Origin of the sequence: Actinomycetospora sp. CA-084318, assembly GCF_050955885.1 — a bacterium.
Lineage (GTDB): Bacteria > Actinomycetota > Actinomycetes > Mycobacteriales > Pseudonocardiaceae > Actinomycetospora.
Genome location: NZ_CP192098.1, coordinates 3,159,596 through 3,180,859, shown reverse-complemented (window position 1 = coordinate 3,180,859; position 21,264 = coordinate 3,159,596). Strand labels below are relative to the sequence as shown.

The 21,264-nt window shown below is 74.1% G+C and carries 25 protein-coding genes and 1 other RNA gene; 12 read left to right on the top strand and 14 right to left on the bottom strand.

The window, feature by feature from the left end; all coding sequences use genetic code 11:
- Positions 1-5: 5 nt before the first annotated feature.
- The 7 genes from ACQPYX_RS15570 (at position 6) to ACQPYX_RS15540 (ending at position 6,456) form a co-directional block, all read left to right on the top strand.
- Positions 6-839: a putative protein N(5)-glutamine methyltransferase gene (locus tag ACQPYX_RS15570; protein WP_433798255.1), complete on the top strand. Its 834-nt coding sequence runs from the start codon at positions 6-8 to the stop codon at positions 837-839.
- A complete protein-coding gene (locus ACQPYX_RS15565; protein WP_433798254.1) occupies positions 824-1,819 on the top strand; it encodes a patatin-like phospholipase family protein in 996 nt (331 codons plus the stop codon). The genes ACQPYX_RS15570 and ACQPYX_RS15565 overlap by 16 nt, the downstream gene beginning before the upstream one ends.
- Before the next feature lie 77 nt (positions 1,820-1,896).
- Complete coding sequence (locus ACQPYX_RS15560; RefSeq protein WP_433798253.1) at positions 1,897-2,856, top strand: AraC family transcriptional regulator; 960 nt, start codon at positions 1,897-1,899, stop codon at positions 2,854-2,856.
- Positions 2,857-2,952: 96 nt separating this feature from the next.
- Positions 2,953-4,179, top strand: a complete 1,227-nt coding sequence (locus tag ACQPYX_RS15555) for a cytochrome P450 (RefSeq protein ID WP_433798252.1) — start codon at positions 2,953-2,955, stop codon at positions 4,177-4,179.
- Between the two features lie 64 nt (positions 4,180-4,243).
- The gene (locus ACQPYX_RS15550; protein WP_433798251.1) at positions 4,244-5,473 is read left to right on the top strand and encodes a Rieske 2Fe-2S domain-containing protein; all 1,230 of its coding nucleotides are present in this window, start codon (positions 4,244-4,246) and stop codon (positions 5,471-5,473) included.
- A complete protein-coding gene (locus tag ACQPYX_RS15545; protein ID WP_433798250.1) occupies positions 5,470-5,637 on the top strand; it encodes a hypothetical protein in 168 nt (55 codons plus the stop codon). Before ACQPYX_RS15550 ends, ACQPYX_RS15545 begins: the two co-directional genes overlap by 4 nt.
- Positions 5,638-5,679: 42 nt before the next feature.
- The gene (locus tag ACQPYX_RS15540; protein WP_433798249.1) at positions 5,680-6,456 is read left to right on the top strand and encodes an SDR family NAD(P)-dependent oxidoreductase; all 777 of its coding nucleotides are present in this window, start codon (positions 5,680-5,682) and stop codon (positions 6,454-6,456) included.
- A gap of 74 nt (positions 6,457-6,530) precedes the next feature.
- On the opposite strand, the gene ACQPYX_RS15535 is transcribed toward ACQPYX_RS15540, so the two are convergent.
- Positions 6,531-8,393: a BTAD domain-containing putative transcriptional regulator gene (locus ACQPYX_RS15535; RefSeq protein ID WP_433798248.1), complete on the bottom strand. Its 1,863-nt coding sequence runs from the start codon at positions 8,391-8,393 to the stop codon at positions 6,531-6,533.
- A 23-nt stretch (positions 8,394-8,416) separates the two neighbouring features.
- On the opposite strand from ACQPYX_RS15535, the gene ACQPYX_RS15530 reads away from it, so the two are divergent.
- A complete protein-coding gene (locus ACQPYX_RS15530) occupies positions 8,417-9,289 on the top strand; it encodes an alpha/beta fold hydrolase (RefSeq protein WP_433798247.1) in 873 nt (290 codons plus the stop codon).
- Here the strand turns inward: ACQPYX_RS15530 and ACQPYX_RS15525 are convergent.
- The 4 genes from ACQPYX_RS15525 to ACQPYX_RS15510 form a co-directional block, all read right to left on the bottom strand.
- On the bottom strand, positions 9,249-9,887 hold the full coding sequence (locus ACQPYX_RS15525; protein WP_433798246.1) for a heme oxygenase (biliverdin-producing): 639 nt from the start codon (positions 9,885-9,887) through the stop codon (positions 9,249-9,251). The two genes, ACQPYX_RS15530 and ACQPYX_RS15525, sit on opposite strands and share 41 nt — an antisense overlap.
- Before the next feature lie 78 nt (positions 9,888-9,965).
- Positions 9,966-10,793, bottom strand: a complete 828-nt coding sequence (locus ACQPYX_RS15520) for a polysaccharide deacetylase family protein (protein ID WP_433798245.1) — start codon at positions 10,791-10,793, stop codon at positions 9,966-9,968.
- 133 nt (positions 10,794-10,926) lie between these two features.
- Positions 10,927-11,292 carry a MerR family transcriptional regulator gene (locus ACQPYX_RS15515; protein WP_433798244.1) on the bottom strand — a complete coding sequence of 122 codons (366 nt, stop codon included), beginning with the start codon at positions 11,290-11,292 and terminating at the stop codon, positions 10,927-10,929.
- A 175-nt stretch (positions 11,293-11,467) separates the two neighbouring features.
- The gene (locus ACQPYX_RS15510; protein WP_433798243.1) at positions 11,468-11,923 is read right to left on the bottom strand and encodes an Hsp20/alpha crystallin family protein; all 456 of its coding nucleotides are present in this window, start codon (positions 11,921-11,923) and stop codon (positions 11,468-11,470) included.
- A gap of 134 nt (positions 11,924-12,057) precedes the next feature.
- Between ACQPYX_RS15510 and ACQPYX_RS15505 the strand changes: the two genes are divergently transcribed.
- Positions 12,058-13,026: an aldo/keto reductase gene (locus ACQPYX_RS15505; protein ID WP_433798242.1), complete on the top strand. Its 969-nt coding sequence runs from the start codon at positions 12,058-12,060 to the stop codon at positions 13,024-13,026.
- Positions 13,027-13,035: 9 nt separating this feature from the next.
- Here the strand turns inward: ACQPYX_RS15505 and ACQPYX_RS15500 are convergent, their stop codons facing one another.
- Positions 13,036-13,194, bottom strand: a complete 159-nt coding sequence (locus tag ACQPYX_RS15500; RefSeq protein ID WP_433798241.1) for a CsbD family protein — start codon at positions 13,192-13,194, stop codon at positions 13,036-13,038.
- A 150-nt stretch (positions 13,195-13,344) separates the two neighbouring features.
- Here ACQPYX_RS15500 and ACQPYX_RS15495 point away from each other — a divergent pair, with 150 nt between their 5' ends.
- The gene (locus tag ACQPYX_RS15495; protein ID WP_433798240.1) at positions 13,345-14,079 is read left to right on the top strand and encodes an OBAP family protein; all 735 of its coding nucleotides are present in this window, start codon (positions 13,345-13,347) and stop codon (positions 14,077-14,079) included.
- Here the strand turns inward: ACQPYX_RS15495 and ACQPYX_RS15490 are convergent.
- From ACQPYX_RS15490 to rnpB, 4 genes are all read right to left on the bottom strand, one after another.
- Entirely contained in the window at positions 14,076-14,411 is a 336-nt protein-coding gene (locus ACQPYX_RS15490) for a VOC family protein (protein ID WP_433798239.1), read from the bottom strand. The genes ACQPYX_RS15495 and ACQPYX_RS15490 overlap by 4 nt on opposite strands.
- Positions 14,412-14,476: 65 nt before the next feature.
- Positions 14,477-15,007, bottom strand: coding sequence for a dihydrofolate reductase family protein (locus ACQPYX_RS15485; RefSeq protein ID WP_433798238.1), 531 nt, complete (start codon positions 15,005-15,007; stop codon positions 14,477-14,479).
- A 22-nt stretch (positions 15,008-15,029) separates the two neighbouring features.
- Positions 15,030-15,482, bottom strand: a complete 453-nt coding sequence (locus ACQPYX_RS15480; RefSeq protein WP_433798237.1) for a VOC family protein — start codon at positions 15,480-15,482, stop codon at positions 15,030-15,032.
- A 179-nt stretch (positions 15,483-15,661) separates the two neighbouring features.
- Positions 15,662-16,061: RNase P RNA component class A (gene rnpB / locus ACQPYX_RS15475), an RNA gene on the bottom strand.
- Between the two features lie 164 nt (positions 16,062-16,225).
- Between rnpB and ACQPYX_RS15470 the strand changes: the two genes are divergently transcribed.
- Positions 16,226-17,026 carry a sulfite exporter TauE/SafE family protein gene (locus tag ACQPYX_RS15470; RefSeq protein ID WP_433798236.1) on the top strand — a complete coding sequence of 267 codons (801 nt, stop codon included), beginning with the start codon at positions 16,226-16,228 and terminating at the stop codon, positions 17,024-17,026.
- Positions 17,023-18,258, top strand: a complete 1,236-nt coding sequence (locus tag ACQPYX_RS15465; protein ID WP_433798235.1) for an SLC13 family permease — start codon at positions 17,023-17,025, stop codon at positions 18,256-18,258. Before ACQPYX_RS15470 ends, ACQPYX_RS15465 begins: the two co-directional genes overlap by 4 nt.
- Here ACQPYX_RS15465 and ACQPYX_RS15460 read toward each other — a convergent pair.
- The 4 genes from ACQPYX_RS15460 to ACQPYX_RS15445 are packed head-to-tail and all read right to left on the bottom strand — an operon-like array spanning position 18,255 to position 21,245.
- On the bottom strand, positions 18,255-19,037 hold the full coding sequence (locus ACQPYX_RS15460) for an SAM-dependent methyltransferase (RefSeq protein WP_433798234.1): 783 nt from the start codon (positions 19,035-19,037) through the stop codon (positions 18,255-18,257). The genes ACQPYX_RS15465 and ACQPYX_RS15460 overlap by 4 nt on opposite strands.
- On the bottom strand, positions 19,034-19,693 hold the full coding sequence (locus tag ACQPYX_RS15455; RefSeq protein WP_433798233.1) for a histidine phosphatase family protein: 660 nt from the start codon (positions 19,691-19,693) through the stop codon (positions 19,034-19,036). Before ACQPYX_RS15455 ends, ACQPYX_RS15460 begins: the two co-directional genes overlap by 4 nt.
- Positions 19,690-20,418 (bottom strand): zinc ribbon domain-containing protein, encoded by a 729-nt coding sequence (locus ACQPYX_RS15450; RefSeq protein WP_433798232.1) that lies wholly within the window; start codon positions 20,416-20,418, stop codon positions 19,690-19,692. Before ACQPYX_RS15450 ends, ACQPYX_RS15455 begins: the two co-directional genes overlap by 4 nt.
- On the bottom strand, positions 20,415-21,245 hold the full coding sequence (locus ACQPYX_RS15445; RefSeq protein ID WP_433798231.1) for a Nif3-like dinuclear metal center hexameric protein: 831 nt from the start codon (positions 21,243-21,245) through the stop codon (positions 20,415-20,417). Before ACQPYX_RS15445 ends, ACQPYX_RS15450 begins: the two co-directional genes overlap by 4 nt.
- Positions 21,246-21,264: the final 19 nt, after the last annotated feature.

Here is a 21,264-nt window from a genome sequence, read left to right as displayed (position 1 = left end):
AGCAGATGCCATCACGACGAGGGCCGGACCACCACCCGCCCTACGGTGGGGCCGTGGATCTGGTGGCCAGGCTCCGCGCCGCCGGGTGCGTGTTCGCCGAGCAGGAGGCGGAGCTGCTGCGCGACGCCGACGAGGCCGCAGTGCGCCGCCGGATCGCCGGGGAGCCGCTGGAGCACGTGCTGGGGTGGGCGGAGTTCCGCGGCCGGCGGGTCGTCGTCGCCCCCGGGGTGTTCGTACCGCGGCACCGCAGCGAGCTGCTCGTCGACCTCGCCGTGGCCCGGGCGTTCCCGGGTGCGGTGGTCGTGGACCTCTGCTGCGGGTCGGGCGCGCTGGGCGCGGCGGTCGCGGCAGCCCTGACCGCCGGTGACAGCAATGCGTCACTGCTTGCATCCAGTGACAGCAGCGCCACACCGTCGATCGAGCTCCACGCCGTCGACCTCGACCCCACCGCCGTCGCCTGTGCGCGCCGCAACGTCCCCGGCCACGTCCACGAGGGCGACCTCGACGGGCCGCTCCCGCCGGCGCTGCGCGGCCGCGTCGACGTCCTGCTCGCCTCCCCGCCCTACGTGCCGAGCGAGGAGATCGCCGGCATGCCCCCCGAGGCCCGCGAGCACGAGCCGCGCGGCACGCTCGACGGCGGCCCCGACGGGCTCGACCTCGCCCGGCGCATCGCCGCCCTCGCCCCGGGCTGGCTCGCCCCCACGGGCGCGCTGCTCGTGGAGTGCGCCACCCACCAGGCTCCGATGCTCGCCGCCACCGTGCGGGCGGCCGGGCTGGCGGCCACCGTGCACACCGACGATGACGCGACGACCGTGGAGGCTCGATGGCCGACCCGCTGAGCCTGCTGACCCGTCGTCGGGAGACGCAGCGCAGCGGAGCTCGACCCGATGAGCGGGAGACGCAGCGCAGCGGAGCTCGACCCGGGGATCGTTGGGAAGGCCTTCCCGACGACGGGGCGCGGGTCGCGTTGGTCGTCGAGGGCGGCGGGAGCCGCGCGACGTACTCGGCGGGCATGGCCGCGGCGCTCGAGGACCAGGGATTCGGCGAGTGCTTCGACGCGGTCTACGGCGTGTCGGCGGGCTCGCTGAACGCCGCCTGGTTCACGGCCGGGATGGCGCGCGCGGCGATGGCGCCGTGGGTCGACCGGTCGGTGATGCGCGGGACCATCGACCCGCGTCGGCTGCTGCGCGGCGGGCCGGTGGTGGACCTGGCGCACCTCGTGGAGCACGTGTACGTGCACGAGTTCCCGATGCCGTTCGACCGGGTGCTCGCCGGGCCCTTCCACCCGATGGCCACGGACGCGGCCACCGGTGCGTCCACCGATCTGCGGCCCCTGCTCACCGGTCCCGAGGACGTGCCGCGCGCGCTGCGGGCGAGCTCGACCCTGCCGGTGCTGGCCGGTCCGCCGCAGACCCTCCACGGCCGCCGCTTCGTCGACGGCGGGCTCGCCGAACCGGTCGCGGTGCACACCGCGCTGGCGGCCGGGATCACCCACCTCGTCGTCCTGCGCACCCACGCCGCGGAGCACGTCCCGGCCGAGCCGCCGGGCGTGGTCGACGCGATCGTCCGCCGGTGGCTGCGGCGGCACGCGCCGGGCGTCCTCGATCCGTGGCGCCGCCGGGTCGCCGAGGCGGCCCGGACGGAGGCGGTGCTCGACGGTCTCGGCGAGCGCGTCGTGCAGGTCCGCCCGCCCGCCGACGCGCCCGCGGTCTCCCGCACCTCGACCGACCTCGGTCTGCTGGGCGAGGCGCTGCAGGTGGGCTACGCCGAGGTGGGTGACACGGTGGGCGACGACCTGTCGACACCGCCCGCGCGTTGACCTCGCGTGCCCCGTCGCGGAACGGCGGACTGGACACACCGGTCCGGGCGGGGTGCGCTCGACGCGAGGAGGTCCCGATGGCGACGACCTGCGTCGAGACGCGCGACCTCGACCGCGCCGCGGACGTCTGCGCCGAGGTCTACTTCCCCCACCGGCTCACGGTCCGACACGATCCGCGGCACTTCCGGATGCGGTTGTCCGCCAGCACGGTCGGACCCGTCTCGTGCGGCGTGCTCGCCTACGACGACGAGGTACTCATCGAGACGGGCGAGCTCGGCTCGGGGTACCAGGTCAACGTGCCCCTGGACGGGATCCTGAGCACACGGATCGGGTCCGTCGAGCTCACCGCCACACCGGGCCGGGCGGCCGTCTACCGACCGGACGCGGCAGCACGGCTGCGTGGCTGGACGGGTGGCGGTCGCCTCGTCGGGCTCAAGATCGAGCGTGCGGCGCTGGAACGCCAGCTGGCCGCGATGCTCGACGCCCCCGAGCCACGGACGATCGCCCTCGCCCCCGAGCTCGACCTGTCGTCGCCCGGTGGTCGACAGTGGTGGTCGCTCGCCCGCACCGTCGCGGGACTCGGCGCCGAACCCGACGGGATCGTCGCGAATCCCCTCGTCCTCCGGCCCTTGACCACGAGCCTGCTCGCGGGGCTCCTGCTCGTGGTCGACCACCCGCTCCGGGAGCGATTGACCGCGCGGCCGCCCGCAGCCGGCTCGTCGGCCATCGCCCGGGCCCGGGACCTGGTGGAGGACCACCCCGAGCATCCCTGGACCCCGGCGGACCTCGCGCGTCGTGTCGGGCTGTCGGTGCGTGGACTGCACGACGGGTTCGTCCGCCACGTGGGTCGGCCGCCCATGGCGCACGTCCGGGGTGTCCGACTGTCGCGAGCCCGGGCCGACCTGCTCGGCGCGGACCCCTCCGTCGTCGGTGTGGGGACGACCGCGTCGCGCTGGGGCTTCACCCATCTCGGACGGTTCGCCGCGGCCTACCGCGCCCGATACGGCGAGAGCCCGTCGGACACGCTGCGGCGCTGACTGCAGGCGATGGCTCACGGGTCTGCGGCCAGCGGCTCGACCAGGGAGTGTGTCCTGGGCCACGTTCACCTCGTCCCCACGACGAGGAGGGAACCGATGAGCACCACACCGGACGCGCTCGACTTCAACCCGATGGTCAGCCCGCACCGGGAGGACCCGCACCTCTTCTACCGGGCGGCCCGGGGGCGGCCGATCGCCTTCAGCCCGACGCTCGGGGCATTCATGGTGACCCGGTACGAGGACCTCTGCACCGTGATCGACGACCCCGCGACGTACTCGTCGTCGGTGGCGGTGCCCCGGTTCTACGACAACCCGCCGGAGGTCGTCGCCGAGCTCGAACGCGGCGGGGTCCCGGACACGACGGCGGTGGTGAACGAGGACCTGCCGGGACACACCCACTTCCGGCGGGTGTTCGACGCGGGATTCACCGGGTCCCGGGTCCGAGCGATGATGCCGACGATGCGCACTCGGGCGAACGAGCTCGTGGACGGGTTCGCCGCGGGTCGGGCCGACCTGGTGGGCGACTACGCGATCCCGTTCGTCCAGACCGTCATCAGCGCGATCATCGGATTGCCGCCCGAGGACACCGATCGAATCCAGCGCTGGACCGACGACGTCGTCACGCTGTGGAACCCGCTGGCGCCGGTCGCCGACCGCGTGGAGTCCGCGAAACGGCTCGGCGACTACACCGTCTACCTGCAGCGGATCATGGACGCGCGGCGCGCGGAACCGCGGGAGGACCTCATCTCGGACCTCGTCCACGGTGCGAATGGCTTCCCCGGTCTGGAGGACGCGCACATCCAGTCGATCGTGCGCGGAGCGGCACGGGTCGCCGGGTTCGACACGACCCGCGACGCCATCACCGCGACGATGCTCTCGATCCTGGAGGACCCTGAGGTCCACCGGCGGGTGCGCGAGGACCCGGCACGGACCATCCCGCGGGTCACCGAGGAGGTCCTGCGTCGCGACGCGCCGCACCGCGGTCTCTTCCGGATCACCACCCGCGACACCGAGCTCGGCGGGACGCCGCTGCCTGCGGGCACGCCGCTGCTGCTGCTCTTCGGCTCCGGCAACCGGGACGAGACGGTGTTCCCCGACCCGGACGCCGTCGACCTGGACCGGCCGAACGTCCGCGAGCACCTCGCGTTCGGTCGGGGCCTGCACGTGTGTCCGGGCGCGCCGATGGCCCGCGCCGAGATCCGGGTGGCACTGGAGACCCTGCTCCGGCGGCTCCCCGGCCTCCGGCTCGCCGACGGCTACGAGCCCACGTACATCGCGAGCTACTTCTTCCGGGGGCTGGAGCGGCTGGACGTGGTGTGGTGAGCCCGTTCCGGGGCGCGGAACCACGCGCTCCCGGGGTGTCCGACGCCGTCCGACACTCCGCACCATGCTGAGTCCGGAGAAGAACGAACGGCTCACCCGGGTCGGGCCGGGAACGCCGATGGGGGATCTGCTGCGCCGCTACTGGTGGCCGATCGCCACGCACGACATGGCGACGCGCGTGCCCGTGAAGCGCCGTCTGCTCGGCGAGGACCTGGTGCTCTACCGCGACGGATCGGGCACGATCGGGCTCCTCGCCGAGCAGTGCCCGCACCGGCGGGCGGCCCTGTGGCTGGGCTGCACCGAGCAGACCGGCCTGCGCTGCGGCTACCACGGCTGGGTCTTCGACGCCGACGGGCGCTGCCTCTCCCAGCCCGGCGAGCCCGCCGGCTCCACGTTCGCGGCGCGCATCCGGACGACCGCCTACCCGGTTCAGGAGCTCGGTGGGCTCGTGTTCGCCTACCTCGGCCCGCTGCCCGCCCCCGAGCTCCCGCGCTACGACCTCTTCGTCTGGGACGACGCCTGGCGCGACATCGGACACGCCGAGCTGCCGTGCAACTTCCTGCAGATCATGGAGAACTCCGTCGACCCGTACCACGTCGAGTGGCTGCACGGCCGGTACGGCTCGTTCCTGCGGGAACTCGACGGGGCGGCACCGGTTCCCGTCGTGACGAAGAAGCACGTCAAGGTCGCGTTCGAGGTGTTCGAGCACGGCATCCTCAAGCGGCGCGTCCTCGAGGGCCACACGGAGGAGGACGACGACTGGAGGGTCGGCCACCCGCTCGTCTTCCCGCACATGCTGCGGGTCGGCGCCGCCGGGCTCGCGACCTTCCAGATCCGTGTCCCCGTCGACGACGAGACCACCTGGCACGTCTGGTACCAGACCTACCGGCCCGACGGCGGGGCGCCGCCCCAGGCGTCGATCCCCACCTACGAGGTCCCCCTGGTCGACGAGCGCGGGGAGTGGCTGCGGGACTACGTCGACGGCCAGGACATCGTCGCCTGGATCACCCAGGGCCGAATCTCCGACCGCTCCCGCGAGCACCTGGGCACGTCCGATCTCGGGGTCATCCTGCTGCGCAAGCTCTACGCCGAGCAGATGGCGAAGGTGGCGGCGGGTGAGGACCCGATCTGCACCTTCCGGGAACCGCACGACGTGATCGACCTACCGATGGAGCGCGACAAGTTCGGGCCCGCGGCGCAGTTCCGGGCGATGTGGTGCCGGGAGAGCTCGATCCGCTTCTCCCCCATCCGCGACGAGGTCCTCGACCTGTTCGGCGACCCCGCGCTCGCATGAACTTCTGCCCGGTGTGCGGCGCCGACCTGCGCGACGGCGCCTCATTCGTCCAGGAGTTCTGGGTCGCGCACGAGCGGGACTTCCTGGGCTGGTGCGCGGCGTGCACCACGATGTCCTCGGTCGTGCTCGCCCCCACGGTCGTCGGGCACGAGCCCGAGCACTAGGTGCGACGCGTGCCGCGACCCGTCGTCGGGAACGCCCGGTCCATGAGACCCCTCGCGTTCGTCACCGGCGGCTCGTCCGGCATCGGCTTCGAGCTCGCCCAGCAGCTCGCCCAGCACGGCCACGACGTGGTGATCTCCGGCCGGGCCGACCGCGTCCACGACGCCGCCGCCGCGCTGCGCGGGCACGGCGGCGAGGCCTGGGCCGTCCAGGTCGACCTGGGCACCCACGAGGGCGTCGAGGAGTTCTGGTCGTTCGTCGCGGGTCTCGAGCGGCCCCTCGAGGTGGCGTGCCTCAACGTCGGGATCGGGATCGGCGGCGCGTTCGCCGACGCCGACCTCGACGCCGAGCTCGAGCTCATCGCGGTCAACGTGACCGGCACCGTGCACCTGGCCAAGCGGGTGGTGCACGCGATGCTGCCCCAGGGTCGCGGCCGGATCCTCGTCACCTCGTCGATCTCGGCGCTGCAGCCGACGCCCTACGAGACCGTCTACGGTCCGAGCAAGGCCTTCGGCTTCTCGTTCGCCGAGTCGCTGCGCGAGGAGCTGCGCGAGTCGGGCATCAGCGTGACCGCCCTGCTCCCCGGCGCCACGAACAGCGAGTTCCACCACACGGCGGGCATGGACGACACCGTCTTCGGCGACGACTCGTGGAAGAACGACCAGGCCGAGGTCGCCCGCCAGGGCTACGAGGCGCTCATGCGCGGCGACGACCACGTCATCGGCGGCGACGACGCCACGCGGCAGCAGGTCGAGGAGAACCGGGAACTCACCGAGGTCCAGAAGGCCGAGAAACACGCCGCGATGGCGCGCCCTTCCTGACGACGGGCGGCGGCGGTCGAGACGTCGCGCATCGGGCTCGGGTGGTCCGGGCCGGCCCGACGGGTGACGTCTCGTCACGGCGCCAGGGCCGCCAGGTGGTCCGCCACCGGGCCGAAGGTCAGCAGCCCGGAGTTCGCGCCGGCCACCTCCCCGGCCGCGGGCCGGAGCGCCTCGACCGCCCGGCCCACCAGCTCGCGGTTCCCTGCCGCGCGACCCGCGTGCCCGGCGAGCACCCACAGCGCGTCGGCGACGTGCCCCGGCGGCGGGTCGGGGAGGTCAATCCGACGATGTGGGGTCTCCTGGCGTCCGGTGCCGGCAGTGACGCACTGCCGGCACGCGGACGCGTGCCACGCGCGCAGCCACGGCGCGTACGGCCCGGCGTCGGGAAGCTCTCCCGGCGGCTCGCCCCGCCGCAGCCGCAGCCCCGCGAGGGCCAGCGCGACGAGTCCGTGCCCGACGCCGGGCATGCCAGCCTCCACGATCCGAGCAGCGGCCGCGCGGTGGCGCTCCTCGCTGCCGGCCCGCATCGCGGCGAACCCGTCCAGCAGCACCGCGACGCCCGGACTCCCGTGCCGCTCGCCGAGCCGGCCGAGCGCCTCCGCGTGCTCCTGCGCCGCGGCCGCCTCCCCGAGGCCGGACCGGGCCTGGAGCAGCACGAGGTGCCCGAGGATCTCCGCCGTCGGGTCCTCGCCCGTGACTGCGAGGTCGAGGATCTCGCGGCCGAGGGCGACCCGGTCCGGCGCGCTGCCCGGGCGGTGGAACGCCTGGACCACCCGACCCGCGAGCGCGTGGCGCAGCACGGTAGAGTCGCCGAGCTCCCGGGCGACGGCCTCCGCCTCGTGGGCGGCCGCGGGGCCCCGCGACCCCGGCAGCCCGCGGGTCTCGAGGGCGACGGTCGCGAGCAGGCGGGCGCGGCTGGCCGGTCCCGGCGAGCCCGCGAGACACCACTCGGCGGCGCTGACGAGCACCTCCGACGACGCCGGGTCGTCCGACCGCGCCCAGACGCTCGGCACGTCGTAGCCGCCGAGCAGGCGCGCGGTCAGGCCCGGATCGTCGAGCCGACGCGCCTCCGCCACCGCCGCCGCGTGCCGGCGCAGGGCGGTGACCGGCCCGCCGCCGTGCACGGCCAGGGTGCGCAGCAGCGGCGTCGTCGACTCCAGCGCCACCCGCGGCCCCAGCCCGGAGACGGCCGTCCAGAGGTCGGACGAGGGCAGGTCCAGGTGGGGCGAGCGCTGCAGGACGTCGGTCTCCAGCCGCGCCAGCGCCTCGCCCGGGTCGAGGCCGAGTTCGTCGGCGAGCCGGTCCCGGGCCCGCCGCAGCACCGCCTGGGCGTCGCCCTCGCGACGGGCGCGGTAGAGCGCGAGGGCCAGGAGCCGCCAGCCCTCCTCGCGCCAGGGGTGCTCGGTGGTGTGCGCGTCGAGGTCGGCGACCGCCTCCGCCGGCCGCCCGGCGTCGAGCCGGCGCCGCGCGAGCCGCTCCACGGCGTCGAGGCGCAGCGCGGTGAGGCGGGCCCGTTCCCCCTCGGCCCACGGCGCCCCGCCGAGGTCGGCGTAGGCGGGACCGCGCCACAGCGCGAGCGCCGCCGCGGGGTCGTCGTCGAGCAGCTCCTCGAAGCGCACCGCGTCCACCGACGTCTCCAGCGCGTAGCCCGGTCCGCGCGTGACGATCGAGGTGGGCGGCGTGCGCGGCGGACGGTCGGGTTCCAGCGCGGTCCGCAGCGCGGCGACGAAGGTGCGGATCGAGCCCGCCGGACGGCCCGGCAGCCCGCCGTCGGGCCACAGGGCGTCGATCAGCGTCTCCAGCGGCACGGTGCGCCCGCGGGCGACGGCGAGCCGGGCGAGGACCGCGCGGTGGCGCGGCCCGCCGAGCGCGACCACGGCCCCGTCGGGACCCACCGCGTCGACCGGCCCGAGCACGCGTACTGATCGGATGCTCATCGACCGGCCCCAGGCTCGCCGGCATGACCACCCAGCACCGCGTTCCCGGCGTCGACGGCGTCGAGCTGCACGTGTCCGTCGACGGCCCGGCCGACGCACCCGCCGTCGTGCTCCTGCACGGCTTCCCGCAGACCCACCTGATGTGGCGCCACGTCGTCGCCGACCTGGCCGTCGACCACCGCGTGATCGCCCCCGACCTGCGCGGCTACGGGGCGTCCGACAAGCCCGCCGACACGGGAGACACGTACGCCAAGCGCACCATGGCCGCGGACGTCGTCGCCGTGGCGCGGCACCTCGGGGTGGAACGGTTCGCGCTCGCCGGACACGACCGCGGGGCCCTCGTCGCGATCCGCGCGGGCCTCGACCACCCGGACGCGATCAGCCACCTGACCATTCTGGACGTCCTCCCGGTCCCCGAGATGTGGGACGTCCTGCACGGCGTGGACGCCGCCGTCGCATTCCACCTCTACCTCATGGCGCAGCCGCCCGGGCTGCCGGAGGCGATGATCGCCGGCGCGCCGGACGCCTTCTTCGGGTTCTTCCTCGACGCCTGGGGCGGGAGCTTTCCCGACGACGTCCGGGCCGAGTACCTGCGCGCGTCGCGCGCGGCGGTGCCGTCGATCGTCGCGGACTACCGGGCGTCGGCGACCGTCGACCTCGACCTCGACCGGGCCTCGCGCGCGGCCGGGGAGCAGCTCCCGATGCCCGTGACGGTGGTGCAGCAGGACTGGGGCAGGGTGCTCGGCTTCGACGCCGCCGACCTCTGGAAGCCCTGGGCCGCCGACCTCACCCACCGGACGCTGGACGCCGGACACTTCATGGCCGAGACGGCGCCGGCGGAGATCGCCGCCCTGCTCAGGCGGCGGTCGGCTCCGTCGTCGCCCACAGCTCGGTGAGCATCGCGATGTTGAGCTCGAAGGCGTGCTCGACCTCCGCGACCACCCGCGCGCGCTCGGCCTCGTCCCAGGGGGCGTCGTCGAGCAGGGCCCGGTAGCGGTCGCGGAAGCGCGGGGTGGAGCCGAGCCCCGAGAAGTCGTAGAAGGCGGTGCCGCCGCCGGTCACGCCGTAGACCCGCGGGAGCAGGCCGCGGATGGCCTGGCCGCCGGCGATGTCGCCCAGGTAGCGGGTGTAGTGGTGCGCCACGAACCCACCGGGCCACCCGTCGGTGGCCTCGATCGCGTCCACGTACCGCTCGGTGGCGGGCAGGGCGGTGAGCTCGTCGAGACCGTAGAAGCGGATGTCCTCGGCCAGCCGCGGCACCCGGCGCAGCTCCTCGGTGACGAACGGCCCGGCCACCGGGTCGTCCGCGAACCGGTCCCCCGCCGCCTCCAGCGCCTGGTAGACGAACCAGTACTGCTCGACCAGCCGGGCGTAGTCGGCGACCTGCAGCCGCCCGTCGAAGAGCGCCCCCATGAACGGCGAGTGGTTCGCACGCTCGTGCACCGCCAGGGTCGACCGACGGACGGTCTGGTGGAACGGGACGGTCTCGGACATCCGACGCCTCCGGGTGATCGGGCCCTGCCGGTCACCGACCCTAGGTGGGGGCACCGGGTGAGGGAACCCTTACCTCCCTCACCGCGGCAGGACGAACGAGTACCCGCGGTCGGCCAGCCAGGGCAGGAGCGCCTCCACGGCGGCGACGGTCTGGGCGCGCGGCCCGCCGCCGTCGTGCAGGAGCACCACCGAGCCCGGCTGCACCCGCTGCTGGACCCGGGAGACGATCGCGGCCGTCCCGGGCGTCGTCCAGTCCAGCGGGTCGACGTCCCAGCCGAGGGCGCGCATCCCGTCGGTGGCGGACATCCGCACCAGCGTCGGCGACCACCTGCCCTGCGGCGCGCGGAAGTAGTCGACCTCGGCGCCGCCGGAGACCCTGATGAGCAGGTCGCGGCTGGCCTGGAGCTGGCGGCTCATGAGCTCGGGCGCGCGGGCCCCGATCCCGGCGTCGTGCGTGATCGTGTGGTTGCACAGCCGGTGTCCCTCGGCGACGACGCGGCGCACCAGGTCCGGGTGCGCCTGCGCCTGCTGCCCGACCATGCAGAACGTCGCCCGCGCTCCGTGCTGCGCGAGCAGGTCGAGGATGCGCGGGGTCGACGCCGGGTCGGGCCCGTCGTCGAAGGTGAGGGCGACCGCCTTCCCGGCCCCACCCGTCGTCGTGAGCAGGGTGGGGGTGATCGACGGACGCTCCGGCGGGAGCGGGACGACGGCGGGCGCGGTGGCGACCGGCAGCTCGACGACGGGCCCGGCCGCGAGGGTGGCCGACGGCGGCCGGTCGACGAGGACGACCGCCACCACGCCCGCGAACAGGCCCACGATCGTGAGCAGGCCGGCCCACCGGTAGACGTACGGCGGCCGCACGATCTGCCGGAGGATGACCCGCTGTCGTCGAGTCAGCAACGCCACGTTCGCCCCATCCGTCACACGGGTACCAGGCGCCACACGATAGGGGCGTCCGTCCGTGTCGCCGCGCGACGCGCCGATCAACCCTCGACGTCGGGTCGAGGTCGTTCAGGGGCCGGCCGCGGGTGCGTCGCCGTCAGGAACGGTCGCGGCGGGCCTCGTCGCGCTCCTCGCGGGCGACGTCCCGCTCGCGCCGTGCCTCGTCACGCTCGTCCCGGGCCTCGTCCCGCTCGTCGCGGGCGGCGTCCAGCGAGGCCCGCAGGGCGAGGATCTCGGCGGCACTGGCGAGCGTGTGCCCGTCGTCGGCGAGGGCGCGCAGGGCCGCGATGCGGTCGAGCTGGTTGCGGGAGTACCGGCGGTGCCCACCCTCGGACCGGGCGGGACTGATCAGGCCCGACGCGTCGAGGCTGCGCAGGAACGCCGCCGGGACGCCGAGGAGCTCCGCGGCCTGCCCCATGCCGAAGGTGGGGTGGTCGGGGTCGTCGAGCCGGTCGAGCGCCACGCGGTGATCCTGCCTCGCGGTCGGCTCGCCCGCCCGGACGTGCACACGCCGGACGGGGCGGGTCGTCGTGCACCCGCCCCGCCCGGTCCCGGACATGGTCATGGTGGTTCGGTGATGATCATCGATTCACGGGACGAGGGCACCACCTCCCGGGTCGTGGATCGGATTCGGGGGATCAGGAGGAGGCCGCCGCTTCGGACTCTGCGTGCCGGTCGGCGTCGATGGAGCGCGGGGCGCCGGCGTGCTCGACGGCGATCCGGCGCGGCTTCGCGCGCTCGGCGACCGGGATGGTCAACGAGAGGACCCCGTCCACGTAGGAGGCGTGCAGCCGGTCGACGTCGAGGTCGCGGCCGAGGGTCAACTGGCGGCTGTAGCGCCCGCGCGGGCGTTCCGCCACGAGCCACTCGGCGGCGTCGGCGGGCGCCGTGCGCTCGGCGCGCACCGTCAGGGTCTGTCCCTCGACGCTGATGTCGATCGAGCCCGGATCGACACCCGGGACGTCGAAGGTGGCGACGACGTGGTCCCCGGCGCGGTAGAGGTCCATCGGCATGCCGGTGCCGGGCTGGCCGCGCCATCCGGTGAGGCGGTCGAGGGAGCGGAAGGCATCCACGGGGTCGTAGTTCAGCAGCACGATCGGTCATCCCCTTTCTGAGCCGCACTGCCATCTCCTGCTGACTGATACCGATAGTTATAGGTCGACCTGGAGATTCCGTCAAGCCCGATCCGGAGGTATTGACGGGCGGCGGTGCGGGGCAATCCGACGTCATGCAGATCGCGAAGCTGGGCGACCTCGAGGTGGGTCGCATCGGCCTGGGCGCCATGGGCATGTCGCACGGGTACTCCGGGGCCGGACAGGACGACGACGAGTCGATCCGCACGATCCACCGCGCTCTCGAACTCGGTGTGACGCTGATCGACACCGCCGAGGTCTACGGGCCCTACGAGAACGAGGAACTGGTCGGGCGCGCGCTGGCCGGACGTCGAGACCAGGCCGTCCTGGCCACCAAGTACGGGCTGATCTCGCACACCGGCCGCGAGGGGGCGGACTCCTCGCCCGAGAGCGTGCGCCAGGCCGTCGAGGGCTCGCTGCGTCGCCTCGGGGTCGACCACATCGACCTGCTCTACCAGCACCGGGTGGACCCGCGGACGCCGATCGAGGAGACGATCGGGGCGGCGGCGGAGCTCGTCCGGGCCGGGAAGGTCCGCTACCTGGGCCTGTCCGAGGCGTGGATCGACACGATCCGCCGCGCGCACGCCACGCACCCGATCACGGCGCTGCAGTCCGAGTACTCGCTGTGGACCCGCGAGCAGGACGAGGTGCTGCCGGTGCTGCGCGAACTGGGGATCGGGCTGGTGCCCTACTCGCCGCTGGGCCGCGGGTTCCTCACCGGCACGATCCGGTCCGTCGACGACTTCGACGACGACGACATGCGCCGGACCAACCCCCGCTTCGCCGAGGAGAACTTCCGCGCCAACCTGGCCGCGGCCGACGAGGTCCGGGCGGTGGCCGACGACGCCGGGTGCACCCCGGCCCAGGTCGCGCTCGCATGGGTGCTGTCGAAGGGTTCCGACATCGCCCCGATCCCCGGGACGAAGCGGGTGTCCCGGCTCGAGGAGAACGTCGCCGCGGACGCGGTGACGCTGACGCCCGAGCAACTCTCCCGCCTCGACGCGGCCACCCCCGCCGTCGGGGGCCACCACTCCGAGGCGCAGATGCGGCTGATCGAGAGGTGACCCGCGGCCCTAGGTGGCCTTGTTGATCCGCTCCTTGACCTCGCCCTTCACCATGTCGGCCTGGCCGCTGCGCTCGAGCTTCTTGTCCCCGGTGGCCTTGCCGGCCTGCTCCTTGGCCTTGCCCTTGACCTGCTGGGCGCGGTTCTTCGCCGTGTCGTCGACTCCCATGGCCCCGACGGGACCACCTCCTCGCCCCCGGCGCAGCGGTACCGATCGGTAGGACGACGGGTGCCCGAGCCGCCTGGTCCGGGTGCCCGGGCCGGTTCCGGCGTCCGCGCGCGGCGTTTCGGTTCCCGACGACCCCGGGCACCAGCGGCGATGTCGCGCGCGGGATGGTTCGGGCTCGGAGCGGCCGCTGCGGCGGGCGTGGCGTTGGGCCGCAAGGTGGCGGGGAGCGCCGCGGTCGGGTCGGGGCACCCGTGGAAGCACCGGGTGCTCGACGCGGCCTCGGGGGTACTGCAGCAGAAGTTCCCCGTCGACGCGATGAGCACCTATCTCAACGGCTTCCACTTCTACGCCGACGACATGGGCCGCCAGGTCGAGGCCTCGCACTTCTGCATCCACCTGCAGCACGACCTGCACCAGTGCGTGATCTTCGACCGCAACGCCGCCGACGCCCGCCTGATCGGGATCGAGTACATCGTCAGCGCGGAGCGGTTCCGGGCCCTGCCCGAGGACGAGAAGCGCCTGTGGCACAGCCACCACCACGAGGTGAAGTCCGGGGTCCTCGTCGCGCCGGGCATCCCCGAGATCGCGGAGCGGACGTACTTCTCCGACCTGGTGACGACCTACGGCAAGACCTTCCACACCTGGCAGTACGACCGCGACGACTTCCCGTACGGCATCCCCCAGCTGATGATGGCGTTCACCGCGGAGGGCCAGGCCGACGAGGCGGCGGTCCGGGAGCGGGACCGCCGCCTCGGGGTGTCGGCGTCGCAGCGGCAGCAGAAGCGGGCCGCCATCCCCACCCCCGAGGTCGAGCCCGGGGCGAACGCCTGGGAGTCGGGCCGCACCGTGCAGACGCGGCTGGAGGAGTTGCCGTTCGGCCGTTAGTCCTGCAGCAGCCCCAGGACGTTGCCGTCCGCGTCCGTGACGGTGGCGGTCAGCCGACTGCCCCCGACGTTCTTCGCGGGTTGGGTGATCTCCGCGCCCGCCGCCGTGAGCGCGGCGAGCGTCGCCTCGATGTCGTCGACGTGCCAGTAGGCGACCGGGCCGGTCATCCCGCTGTTCGGCACGAGCCCGATGTGCTGGCCCGCCACGTCGTAGCCGACGTAGTACGGCGAGTCGGCGGTGGGCTCGGCGCCCAGCAGGGCCGTGTAGAGCGGCTTGGCCTTCTCCAGGTCGCTCACGGGGTGCAGGACGGTGCGGATGCCCTGGTTCGTCATGGTGTCCTCCTCGGGTGCCGGTGTTCTCGTGGTGCTGACACCGCTCGCCGTCGATGTGTGACGGCTCAGCGCCGGGGCGCGTACGTGGACGCCACCACTCCCCCGTCGAGTTCCTGCCGACCGACGAGCTCGAGGTCGAGCTGTTCCCGCAGACCGGCGAACAGCGTCGGCCCGCGCCCGGCGAGCGTGGGGTGCACCACGAACTCGTACTCGTCGATCAGTCCGAGGTCGGCCAGCGCCAGCGGGAGCTGCACGCCGCCGGTGTAGAGCCCCTCGCCGGGCTCCTCCTTCAGCCGGCGGACGGTGGCCTCCAGTTCCTCGGGCCGGACCAGCTCCGCGTTCCAGTCGACGTCGCCGAGCGTGCTCGACACGACGTACTTGCGCGCCGCCCCGATCACCTGGGCGAAGGGCTCCGCCGCGACCGACGGATCCCGCCAGAACTCCATGAGCTGGTAGGTCACGCGGCCGAACAGCAGCGCGTCGGCCCGGGCGATCGTCGCTGCGGCGTGCTCGTGGGTCGCGGCACTCGGCCGGAACGCGTCGTGCCCCACACAGCCGTCGAGCGAGACGTTGATCGAGTAGCGCAGCGGTCGCATTTCAGGACCATAGCGTCGTCTTTCAGGACCCGGAAGCGCCCGTCTGCTCGAACAGCGAGACGACGATGCCGTCGGGGCCTCGCACGTAGGCCATCCGGACGCTGCCCTCGTAGTCGCCGACCCCGCCGACGAGCCCGTACCCGTCGGCGGCCAGCTCGGCGAGGACCGCGTCGAGGTCGTCGACCTCGAAGGAGACGTTGCGCAGGCCGAGCTCGGTGGCGAGCGCGGTCGGTGATCCTGGCTGGTGCCCGGGCGTGACGAAGCTCGAGAGCTCCAGTCGGCACCCGCCGTCGGGCGGCCGCAGCATGGCGATCTCGCAGTGCGCACCGGGGACCGCGCATACGGTCTCCACGAACTCGCCCTGCACCGACCCGGTGCCCTCCACTTCGAGGCCGAGGGACACGAAGAACGCGGTGGCCACCTCGAGGTCGCTGACGGTGAGGCCGACGTGGTCGAAGCGTCGGACGTGGGTCATGGTTCCGTCCTCCTGAGGTCGTCGTGACGACCCCGGGACGGAGCCACGCGCGCATTCTCGACACGTCGACGCGGCCACATGCGTGATCAACGGTCCCTCAGAGGGCTCGCGAGCCTTCCCGCACCCCGCTGGGGGACTGGTGATCACACCGCCGGGGTGTCGGCACCGGCGTGGGGCGGCGGACGAGTCGGCCTGTAAGCCGGATCCTGTGCCCACGGCGCCTCGCGGTTCCGTGGGCGGCGACCATCCATCTCGGCCCGTCGTCGCCGACGGGCTCCAGCGGTCTACCCGCAGGTCTCGGGCGGGCAGCCCTCGGACGACCTGCGCGACGGACCGGAGTCCGTCTTCTTGACCTTGCTCCGGGTGGGGTTTACCGAGCCGTCCTGGTCACCCAGGACGCTGGTGGTCTCTTACACCACCGTTTCACCCTCACCACCGATCGCTCGGTGGCGGTCTGTTCTCTGTGGCACTGTCCCGCGGGTCACCCCGGGTTGCTGTTGGCAACCACCCTGCCCTGTGGAGTCCGGACTTTCCTCGACGGGATCTCGTGGACCCCGACGCGGCCGCCCGGCCGGCTCGTCCGCCACACCCGAGTCTACCGACGCCCGGCCGCCTGCCCTGACCCGGAGGGTCGCAGAACCGCCCGAACCGGACGTGCGCAATAGCTCACTGCGCCACGACGACGACCGCCCGCTACCGTCCCCGCCCGTGCAGGAGACGGAGCGCGGCGGAGCCCGATCGACATGACCGACCCGTCCGTGCTGCAGATCGTCCTGCTCGTCGTGCTCGGGCTCGTCGCCGGCGCGGTCAACGCCATCGCCGGCGGCGGGTCGTTGATCGTGTTCCCGATCCTGCTGGCGGTCGGGTTGCCGCCGCTGCAGGCCAACGTCACGAACTCGGTCGCGCAGTGGCCCGGGTACGCGGGGTCGACGATCAGCGCGCGCGACGACCTCGTCGGGCAACGACGGCGCGCGACCCTCACCTCGCTCGTCGCCGTCGCCGGGTCCGCCGTCGGCTGCACCCTGCTCCTGGTGCTCCCCGCGTCGGTGTTCGACGCGATCGTGCCGGTGCTGGTGCTGCTCGCGAGCCTCACCCTGGGCTTCCAGCCGCAGCTCAAGCGGGCCAGCGCGGCCGCCGCCCGGCGTCGTCGGGAACGCGCCGGCACCGCGCACGAGGAGGTCCCCGACGAGCGCTACCCCGTGCTGCTCCCGGTCGTCTTCGTCGCCTGCGTCTACGGCGGCTACTTCGGCGGGGCGCTCGGGGTCATCCTCATCGCGGTGCTCTCGCTGCTGGTGAACGACTCCCTGCAGCGCCTGAACGCCCTCAAGGTGCTGCTGTCGCTGGTCACGGCATCGGCCACCGTCGTCATCTTCGCGCTGTTCGCGCCCGTGAACTGGTTCGCGGTCCTGCTGCTCGCGCCGAGCACGCTGGTCGGCGGCTACCTCGGCATCCTCGTCGCGAAACGGATGCCGGACGCGGTGCTGCGCTGGTCGGTCGTGGTGCTGGGCGTCGCGGTCGCGATCTACCTGTTCGTGAAGGGATGACCGCGCTCGCGGTCGTCCTGCTGGTCGCGGTCCTCGTCGTCGCGGTCGCCCGGCCGCGCGGGCTGCCGGAGGCGACCGCCGCGATCCCGGCGGCCGCGCTCGTCGTCGGGATCGGTCTGCTCCCCCCCGCCGCGGCGTGGGAGGAGGTCGTCCGACTCGGCCCCACCGTCGGCTTCCTCGCCGCCGTCCTCGTCCTCTCCCACCTCGCCGACGCCGAGGGTGTGTTCACCTGGGCCGGGTCCCTGCTGCGCCGCGAGGGGCTGTTCGGGCGGGTCTTCGTCATCGCGGCCGTCACCACCGCGGTGCTCAGCCTCGACGCGACCGTCGTGCTGCTCACCCCCGTCGTCGTGCGGGCGGCGAAGCGCCTGCGGGTCGCGGCGGCCCCGGCCGCGTACGCGTGTGCCCACCTGGCGAACTCCGCGTCGCTGCTGCTCCCGGTCTCGAACCTGACCAACCTGCTCGCGGTCGGCGCGACCGACCTGTCGTTCCTGCGCTTCGCCGCGCTCATGGCGCTGCCCTGGCTCGCCGTCCTGCTCGTCGAGTACGTGGGGCTGCGCCGGGTCTTCCGCCGCGAGCTGCGGACCGAGGACCCCGTTCCCGACGACGACGTCGGGGCGCGGGAGCAGGTCCCGACCGTCGCCCTCGTCGTGCTCGCCCTGACGCTGGTCGGCTTCGGTGTGGCCTCACCCCTCGGGGTGGAGCCGGTGTGGGTGGCGGTCGGCGGGGTGATCGTGCTCGGCGCGCGCTCGCTGTGGACCCGGCGGACGACCGCTCCGACGCTCGTCGGCGCCGCCTCTCCGCTCTTCTGCCTGTTCGTGCTGGCGCTCGGGATCGTGGTGGCGGCGGTCGGGCGGCAGGGCCTGTCGGGCCTGCTCGGCGGCCTCGTCGGCGGGCTGGGCAGCGGGCTCGTCGGGCTGCTCGCCGTGGCCGGGATCGCCGCGGTGCTCGCCAACGTGGTCAACAACCTGCCGGCCACGCTGCTGCTGCTCGCCGCCCTGGGACCGACGCCCGCGCCCGTCGTCGTGCTGGCGATGCTGATCGGCGTCGGCGTGGGGCCGAACCTGACCTACGTCGGCTCGCTCGCGACCCTGCTGTGGCGCCGCGTGATGCTCGCCGAGGGCGTCGAGCCGTCGCTCGCGCGGTTCACCGTCGCGGGCCTGGTGACGACGCCGGCCGGGCTCGTCCTCGGCGTCTGTGCCCTCTGGGCCGGGGCGAACGTCCTGGGTCTCTAGCCCTGCGCCGCGCACACCGCGTACATCCCGACCTTCTCGACGCCGGGCCGCGCCACCGGCCAGTCCACGACGTCGACCATTCCCGGCTCGGCGATCGTCAGCCCCTCGAACGGGGCGGCCAGTTCGGCCCTGGAACGCAGGGTCACCGGGTTCGCGCTGCCCCGGAACACCTCGGCGGCGGCGCGGACGCGGGCGGCGAGGTCGGGGTCGTCCTGCTCGTCGCTGACGTGGCTGATCACCAGCGCGCCGCCGGGGACGAGCCGGTCCCGGTAGGGCGCGAGCAGCGCCGTGAGGTCGCCCGGCACGTAGTGCAGCACCGCGACCGCGAGCACCGCGACCGGCCGCGCGAGGTCGAGCAGGTCCGCGACCCCGGGCGCGCCCAGGACGGCATCGGCGTCGGCCAGGTCGGCCTGCGTGATCGACGCCCGGTCGAGGTCGGCGAGGATCGACCGGGAGTGCGCCACCGCCACCGACTCGTGGTCGACGTACGCGACCCGCGCGTCCCGGGCGATCTCGTGCACGTTCCCGACCGTCGGCACCCCCGACCCGAGGTCCAGGAACTGGTCGATGCCCCGCGCCACGCACCACTGCACGGCGTGGCGCAGGAACGCCCGGTTCGAGCGGGCCGCGTGCCGCGCCGTCCGGTTCGAGGCCTCGATCCGGTCGGCGTGCTCGCGGTCGACGGCGAAGTTGTGCGCGCCGCCGAGCCAGTAGTCGTACATCCGGGCGACGTTGGCGCGCTCGACGTCGACCCCCTCCGGCACCGCCGGCCCGGTCACGGCAGGTACGACGTCTCGTTGACCAGCCGCACGCTCGCCCCGCCGTCGGACCAGAAGTCGACGACCGACAGGCAGGCCAGGTCCAGGTGCAGCCGGAAGAGCAGCGACGGCCCGGCGTCGAGGGCCAGCTTGAGCACCGTCTTGATCGGCGTGACGTGGCTGACCAGCACCACCGTCGACCCCGCGTACCGGCCCAGCACCCCCTGCAGCGCCGCCGCCACGCGCGTCTCCACGTCGGCGAAGGACTCCCCCTCCGGCGGTGCCAGCGACGGGTCGGCCAGCCAGGCGCCGTGCACGTCCGGGTCCTGCTCGGCCGCCTCGCGGAACGTCAGCCCCTCCCAGGTGCCGAAGTCGGTCTCGACGAACCCGTCGTCGACCTCCACCGGCAGGCCGAGGGCCTCGCCGACCGCACCCGCCGTCGTGAGGGCCCGGGCCAGCGGCGAGCTGAGCACCGCAGCGGCCTCCGGGTAGCGCGCCGCGACCGCCGTCGCCGCGGCGGCGGCCTGGGCCCGGCCGAGGTCGGTCAGCTCGGGGTTGCCGCGCCCGGAGTAGCGCCGCTCCACCGACAGCGGCGACTGGCCGTGGCGGAGCAGGACGATGCGGGTCGGGACCGCGGTCCCACGCCCCGTCCAGGCCCCGGCCGCGTTACCGGTCACTTCCCGGTCCGCACGACGATCGCCCCGCAGTTCTCGCAGCGCACGACGTCGTCCGGCGCCGCACCCTGGATCTCCCGCAGCTCGCTGCGGTCCATCTCCAGCCGACAGGCCCCGCAGCGGTTCCCGACGAGCTCGCCCGCGCCGGCGCCGCCGCGGGCCCGGAGCTTGTCGTAGAGCGCGACGAGGTCCCCGGGCAGGTCCTTCAGGAGGTTCGTCCGTTCCTCCCCGCGGCGGGCCTCCGTCGTGCCGATGTCCCCGAGCACCCCGTCGCGGCGCTCGACGGCGTCGGCCAGGGCGGTCTGCGCCACGGCGTGCGCCTCGGTCTCGTGCTTGAGGTCCATGCCCGCGGCCTCCTGGCGCTCCATGACCTCGAGCTGCTCCTCCTCGAGGACCGCGCGGCGGCGCTCCAGGGACTGCAGCTCGTGCTGGAGGTCGGTCGCCTGCTTCGCCGAGACCGAGCCGTTCGCCAGCATCTGCTGGTCGCGCGTCTCGCGGGTGCGGACCTGCTCCACCTCGCGGTCGAGCTTCGCCACGTCGCGGTCCAGGTCGGACAGCGCGGTCTGCGCGACGACGACGGCGTCCTGGGCCTTCCGGAGCGTGACCTCGGCCTCCTCGACGGCCGTCTGCTCGGGCATCGTCCGGCGTCGGTGCTCGGCGCGGGAGAGCTCGGCGTCGACGGCCGCCAGGTCGAGCAGGCGGCGTTGGGCGCTGGGGTCGGCCTTCACGGGCCCTCCTTGACGACGACGGGGGCGGCGGCGGGGCGTCCGCCGAGGGTCCAGGGGTCGGTGCGCCGTGTCGAGACCGTCACCGTGAGCTCGGGCAGCGCGCGGCGCAGCACCTCGGCCGCCTGGTCGCACCACGGGTGCTCGGAGGCCCAGTGCGCGACGTCGACGAGCGCCGGGGCTCCCGGGACGCGCAGGTGCTCGTCGGCGGGGTGGTGGCGCAGGTCGGCGGTGACGTAGGCGTCGACCCCGGCGGCCCGCGCGAGGTGCAGCATCGAGTCGCCCGCGCCCCCGGACACGGCGACCCGCGTGATCGTCCGGGCCGGGTCGCCGGCGCCGCGGACGCCCCACGCGGTCGTCGGGAGGGCCGCCCCGACCCGGGCGACGAAGGCCTCGAACGGCTCCGGGGCGGGCAGCCGGCCGATCCGACCGATCATCGACGTCGCGTCGAGCGGCCCCTCGACGACCACCCCGAGGGCGTCGGCGAGCGCGTCGGAGACGCCCGGCGACGCGGCGTCGGCGTTGGTGTGGGCCGCGAACAGCCCCACGCCGGCGCGGATCAGCCGGTGGACCAGCGAGCCCTTGGGCTGGTCGGCCGGGACCCCGTGCACGCCGCGCAGCAGCAGCGGATGGTGGGTCACCAGCAGCTCCGCCCCGGCGGCGATCGCGTCCTCGACGACCGCGGCGGTCGGGTCGACCGCGAGGTGCACCCGGGTGACCGGCTCGGCGGGGTCGCCGCAGACCAGGCCCACGGCGTCCCAGTCCTGGGCGAGCTCGGGCGGGTAGGCGGCCTCGAGGGCGGCGACGGCGTCGGCGAGGAGCACAGGCATGACGGGCGCCATTGTGGTG

Bases quoted from the DNA above. Each gene is read 5' to 3' on its own strand.
- ACQPYX_RS15530 (WP_433798247.1), top strand. From the start codon at position 8,417: ATGACCACCCAGCACCGCGTTCCCGGCGTCGACGGCGTCGAGCTGCAC.
- ACQPYX_RS15480 (WP_433798237.1), bottom strand. From the start codon at position 15,482: ATGACCCACGTCCGACGCTTCGACCACGTCGGCCTCACCGTCAGCGAC.
- ACQPYX_RS15555 (WP_433798252.1), top strand. From the start codon at position 2,953: ATGAGCACCACACCGGACGCGCTCGACTTCAACCCGATGGTCAGCCCG.
- ACQPYX_RS15500 (WP_433798241.1), bottom strand. From the start codon at position 13,194: ATGGGAGTCGACGACACGGCGAAGAACCGCGCCCAGCAGGTCAAGGGC.
- ACQPYX_RS15535 (WP_433798248.1), bottom strand. From the start codon at position 8,393: ATGAGCATCCGATCAGTACGCGTGCTCGGGCCGGTCGACGCGGTGGGT.
- ACQPYX_RS15495 (WP_433798240.1), top strand. From the start codon at position 13,345: ATGTCGCGCGCGGGATGGTTCGGGCTCGGAGCGGCCGCTGCGGCGGGC.
- ACQPYX_RS15505 (WP_433798242.1), top strand. From the start codon at position 12,058: ATGCAGATCGCGAAGCTGGGCGACCTCGAGGTGGGTCGCATCGGCCTG.
- ACQPYX_RS15550 (WP_433798251.1), top strand. From the start codon at position 4,244: ATGCTGAGTCCGGAGAAGAACGAACGGCTCACCCGGGTCGGGCCGGGA.
- ACQPYX_RS15570 (WP_433798255.1), top strand. From the start codon at position 6: ATGCCATCACGACGAGGGCCGGACCACCACCCGCCCTACGGTGGGGCC.
- ACQPYX_RS15490 (WP_433798239.1), bottom strand. From the start codon at position 14,411: ATGACGAACCAGGGCATCCGCACCGTCCTGCACCCCGTGAGCGACCTG.
- ACQPYX_RS15560 (WP_433798253.1), top strand. From the start codon at position 1,897: ATGGCGACGACCTGCGTCGAGACGCGCGACCTCGACCGCGCCGCGGAC.
- ACQPYX_RS15485 (WP_433798238.1), bottom strand. From the start codon at position 15,007: ATGCGACCGCTGCGCTACTCGATCAACGTCTCGCTCGACGGCTGTGTG.
- ACQPYX_RS15445 (WP_433798231.1), bottom strand. From the start codon at position 21,245: ATGCCTGTGCTCCTCGCCGACGCCGTCGCCGCCCTCGAGGCCGCCTAC.
- ACQPYX_RS15545 (WP_433798250.1), top strand. From the start codon at position 5,470: ATGAACTTCTGCCCGGTGTGCGGCGCCGACCTGCGCGACGGCGCCTCA.
- ACQPYX_RS15470 (WP_433798236.1), top strand. From the start codon at position 16,226: ATGACCGACCCGTCCGTGCTGCAGATCGTCCTGCTCGTCGTGCTCGGG.
- ACQPYX_RS15540 (WP_433798249.1), top strand. From the start codon at position 5,680: ATGAGACCCCTCGCGTTCGTCACCGGCGGCTCGTCCGGCATCGGCTTC.
- ACQPYX_RS15565 (WP_433798254.1), top strand. From the start codon at position 824: ATGGCCGACCCGCTGAGCCTGCTGACCCGTCGTCGGGAGACGCAGCGC.
- ACQPYX_RS15465 (WP_433798235.1), top strand. From the start codon at position 17,023: ATGACCGCGCTCGCGGTCGTCCTGCTGGTCGCGGTCCTCGTCGTCGCG.
- ACQPYX_RS15525 (WP_433798246.1), bottom strand. From the start codon at position 9,887: ATGTCCGAGACCGTCCCGTTCCACCAGACCGTCCGTCGGTCGACCCTG.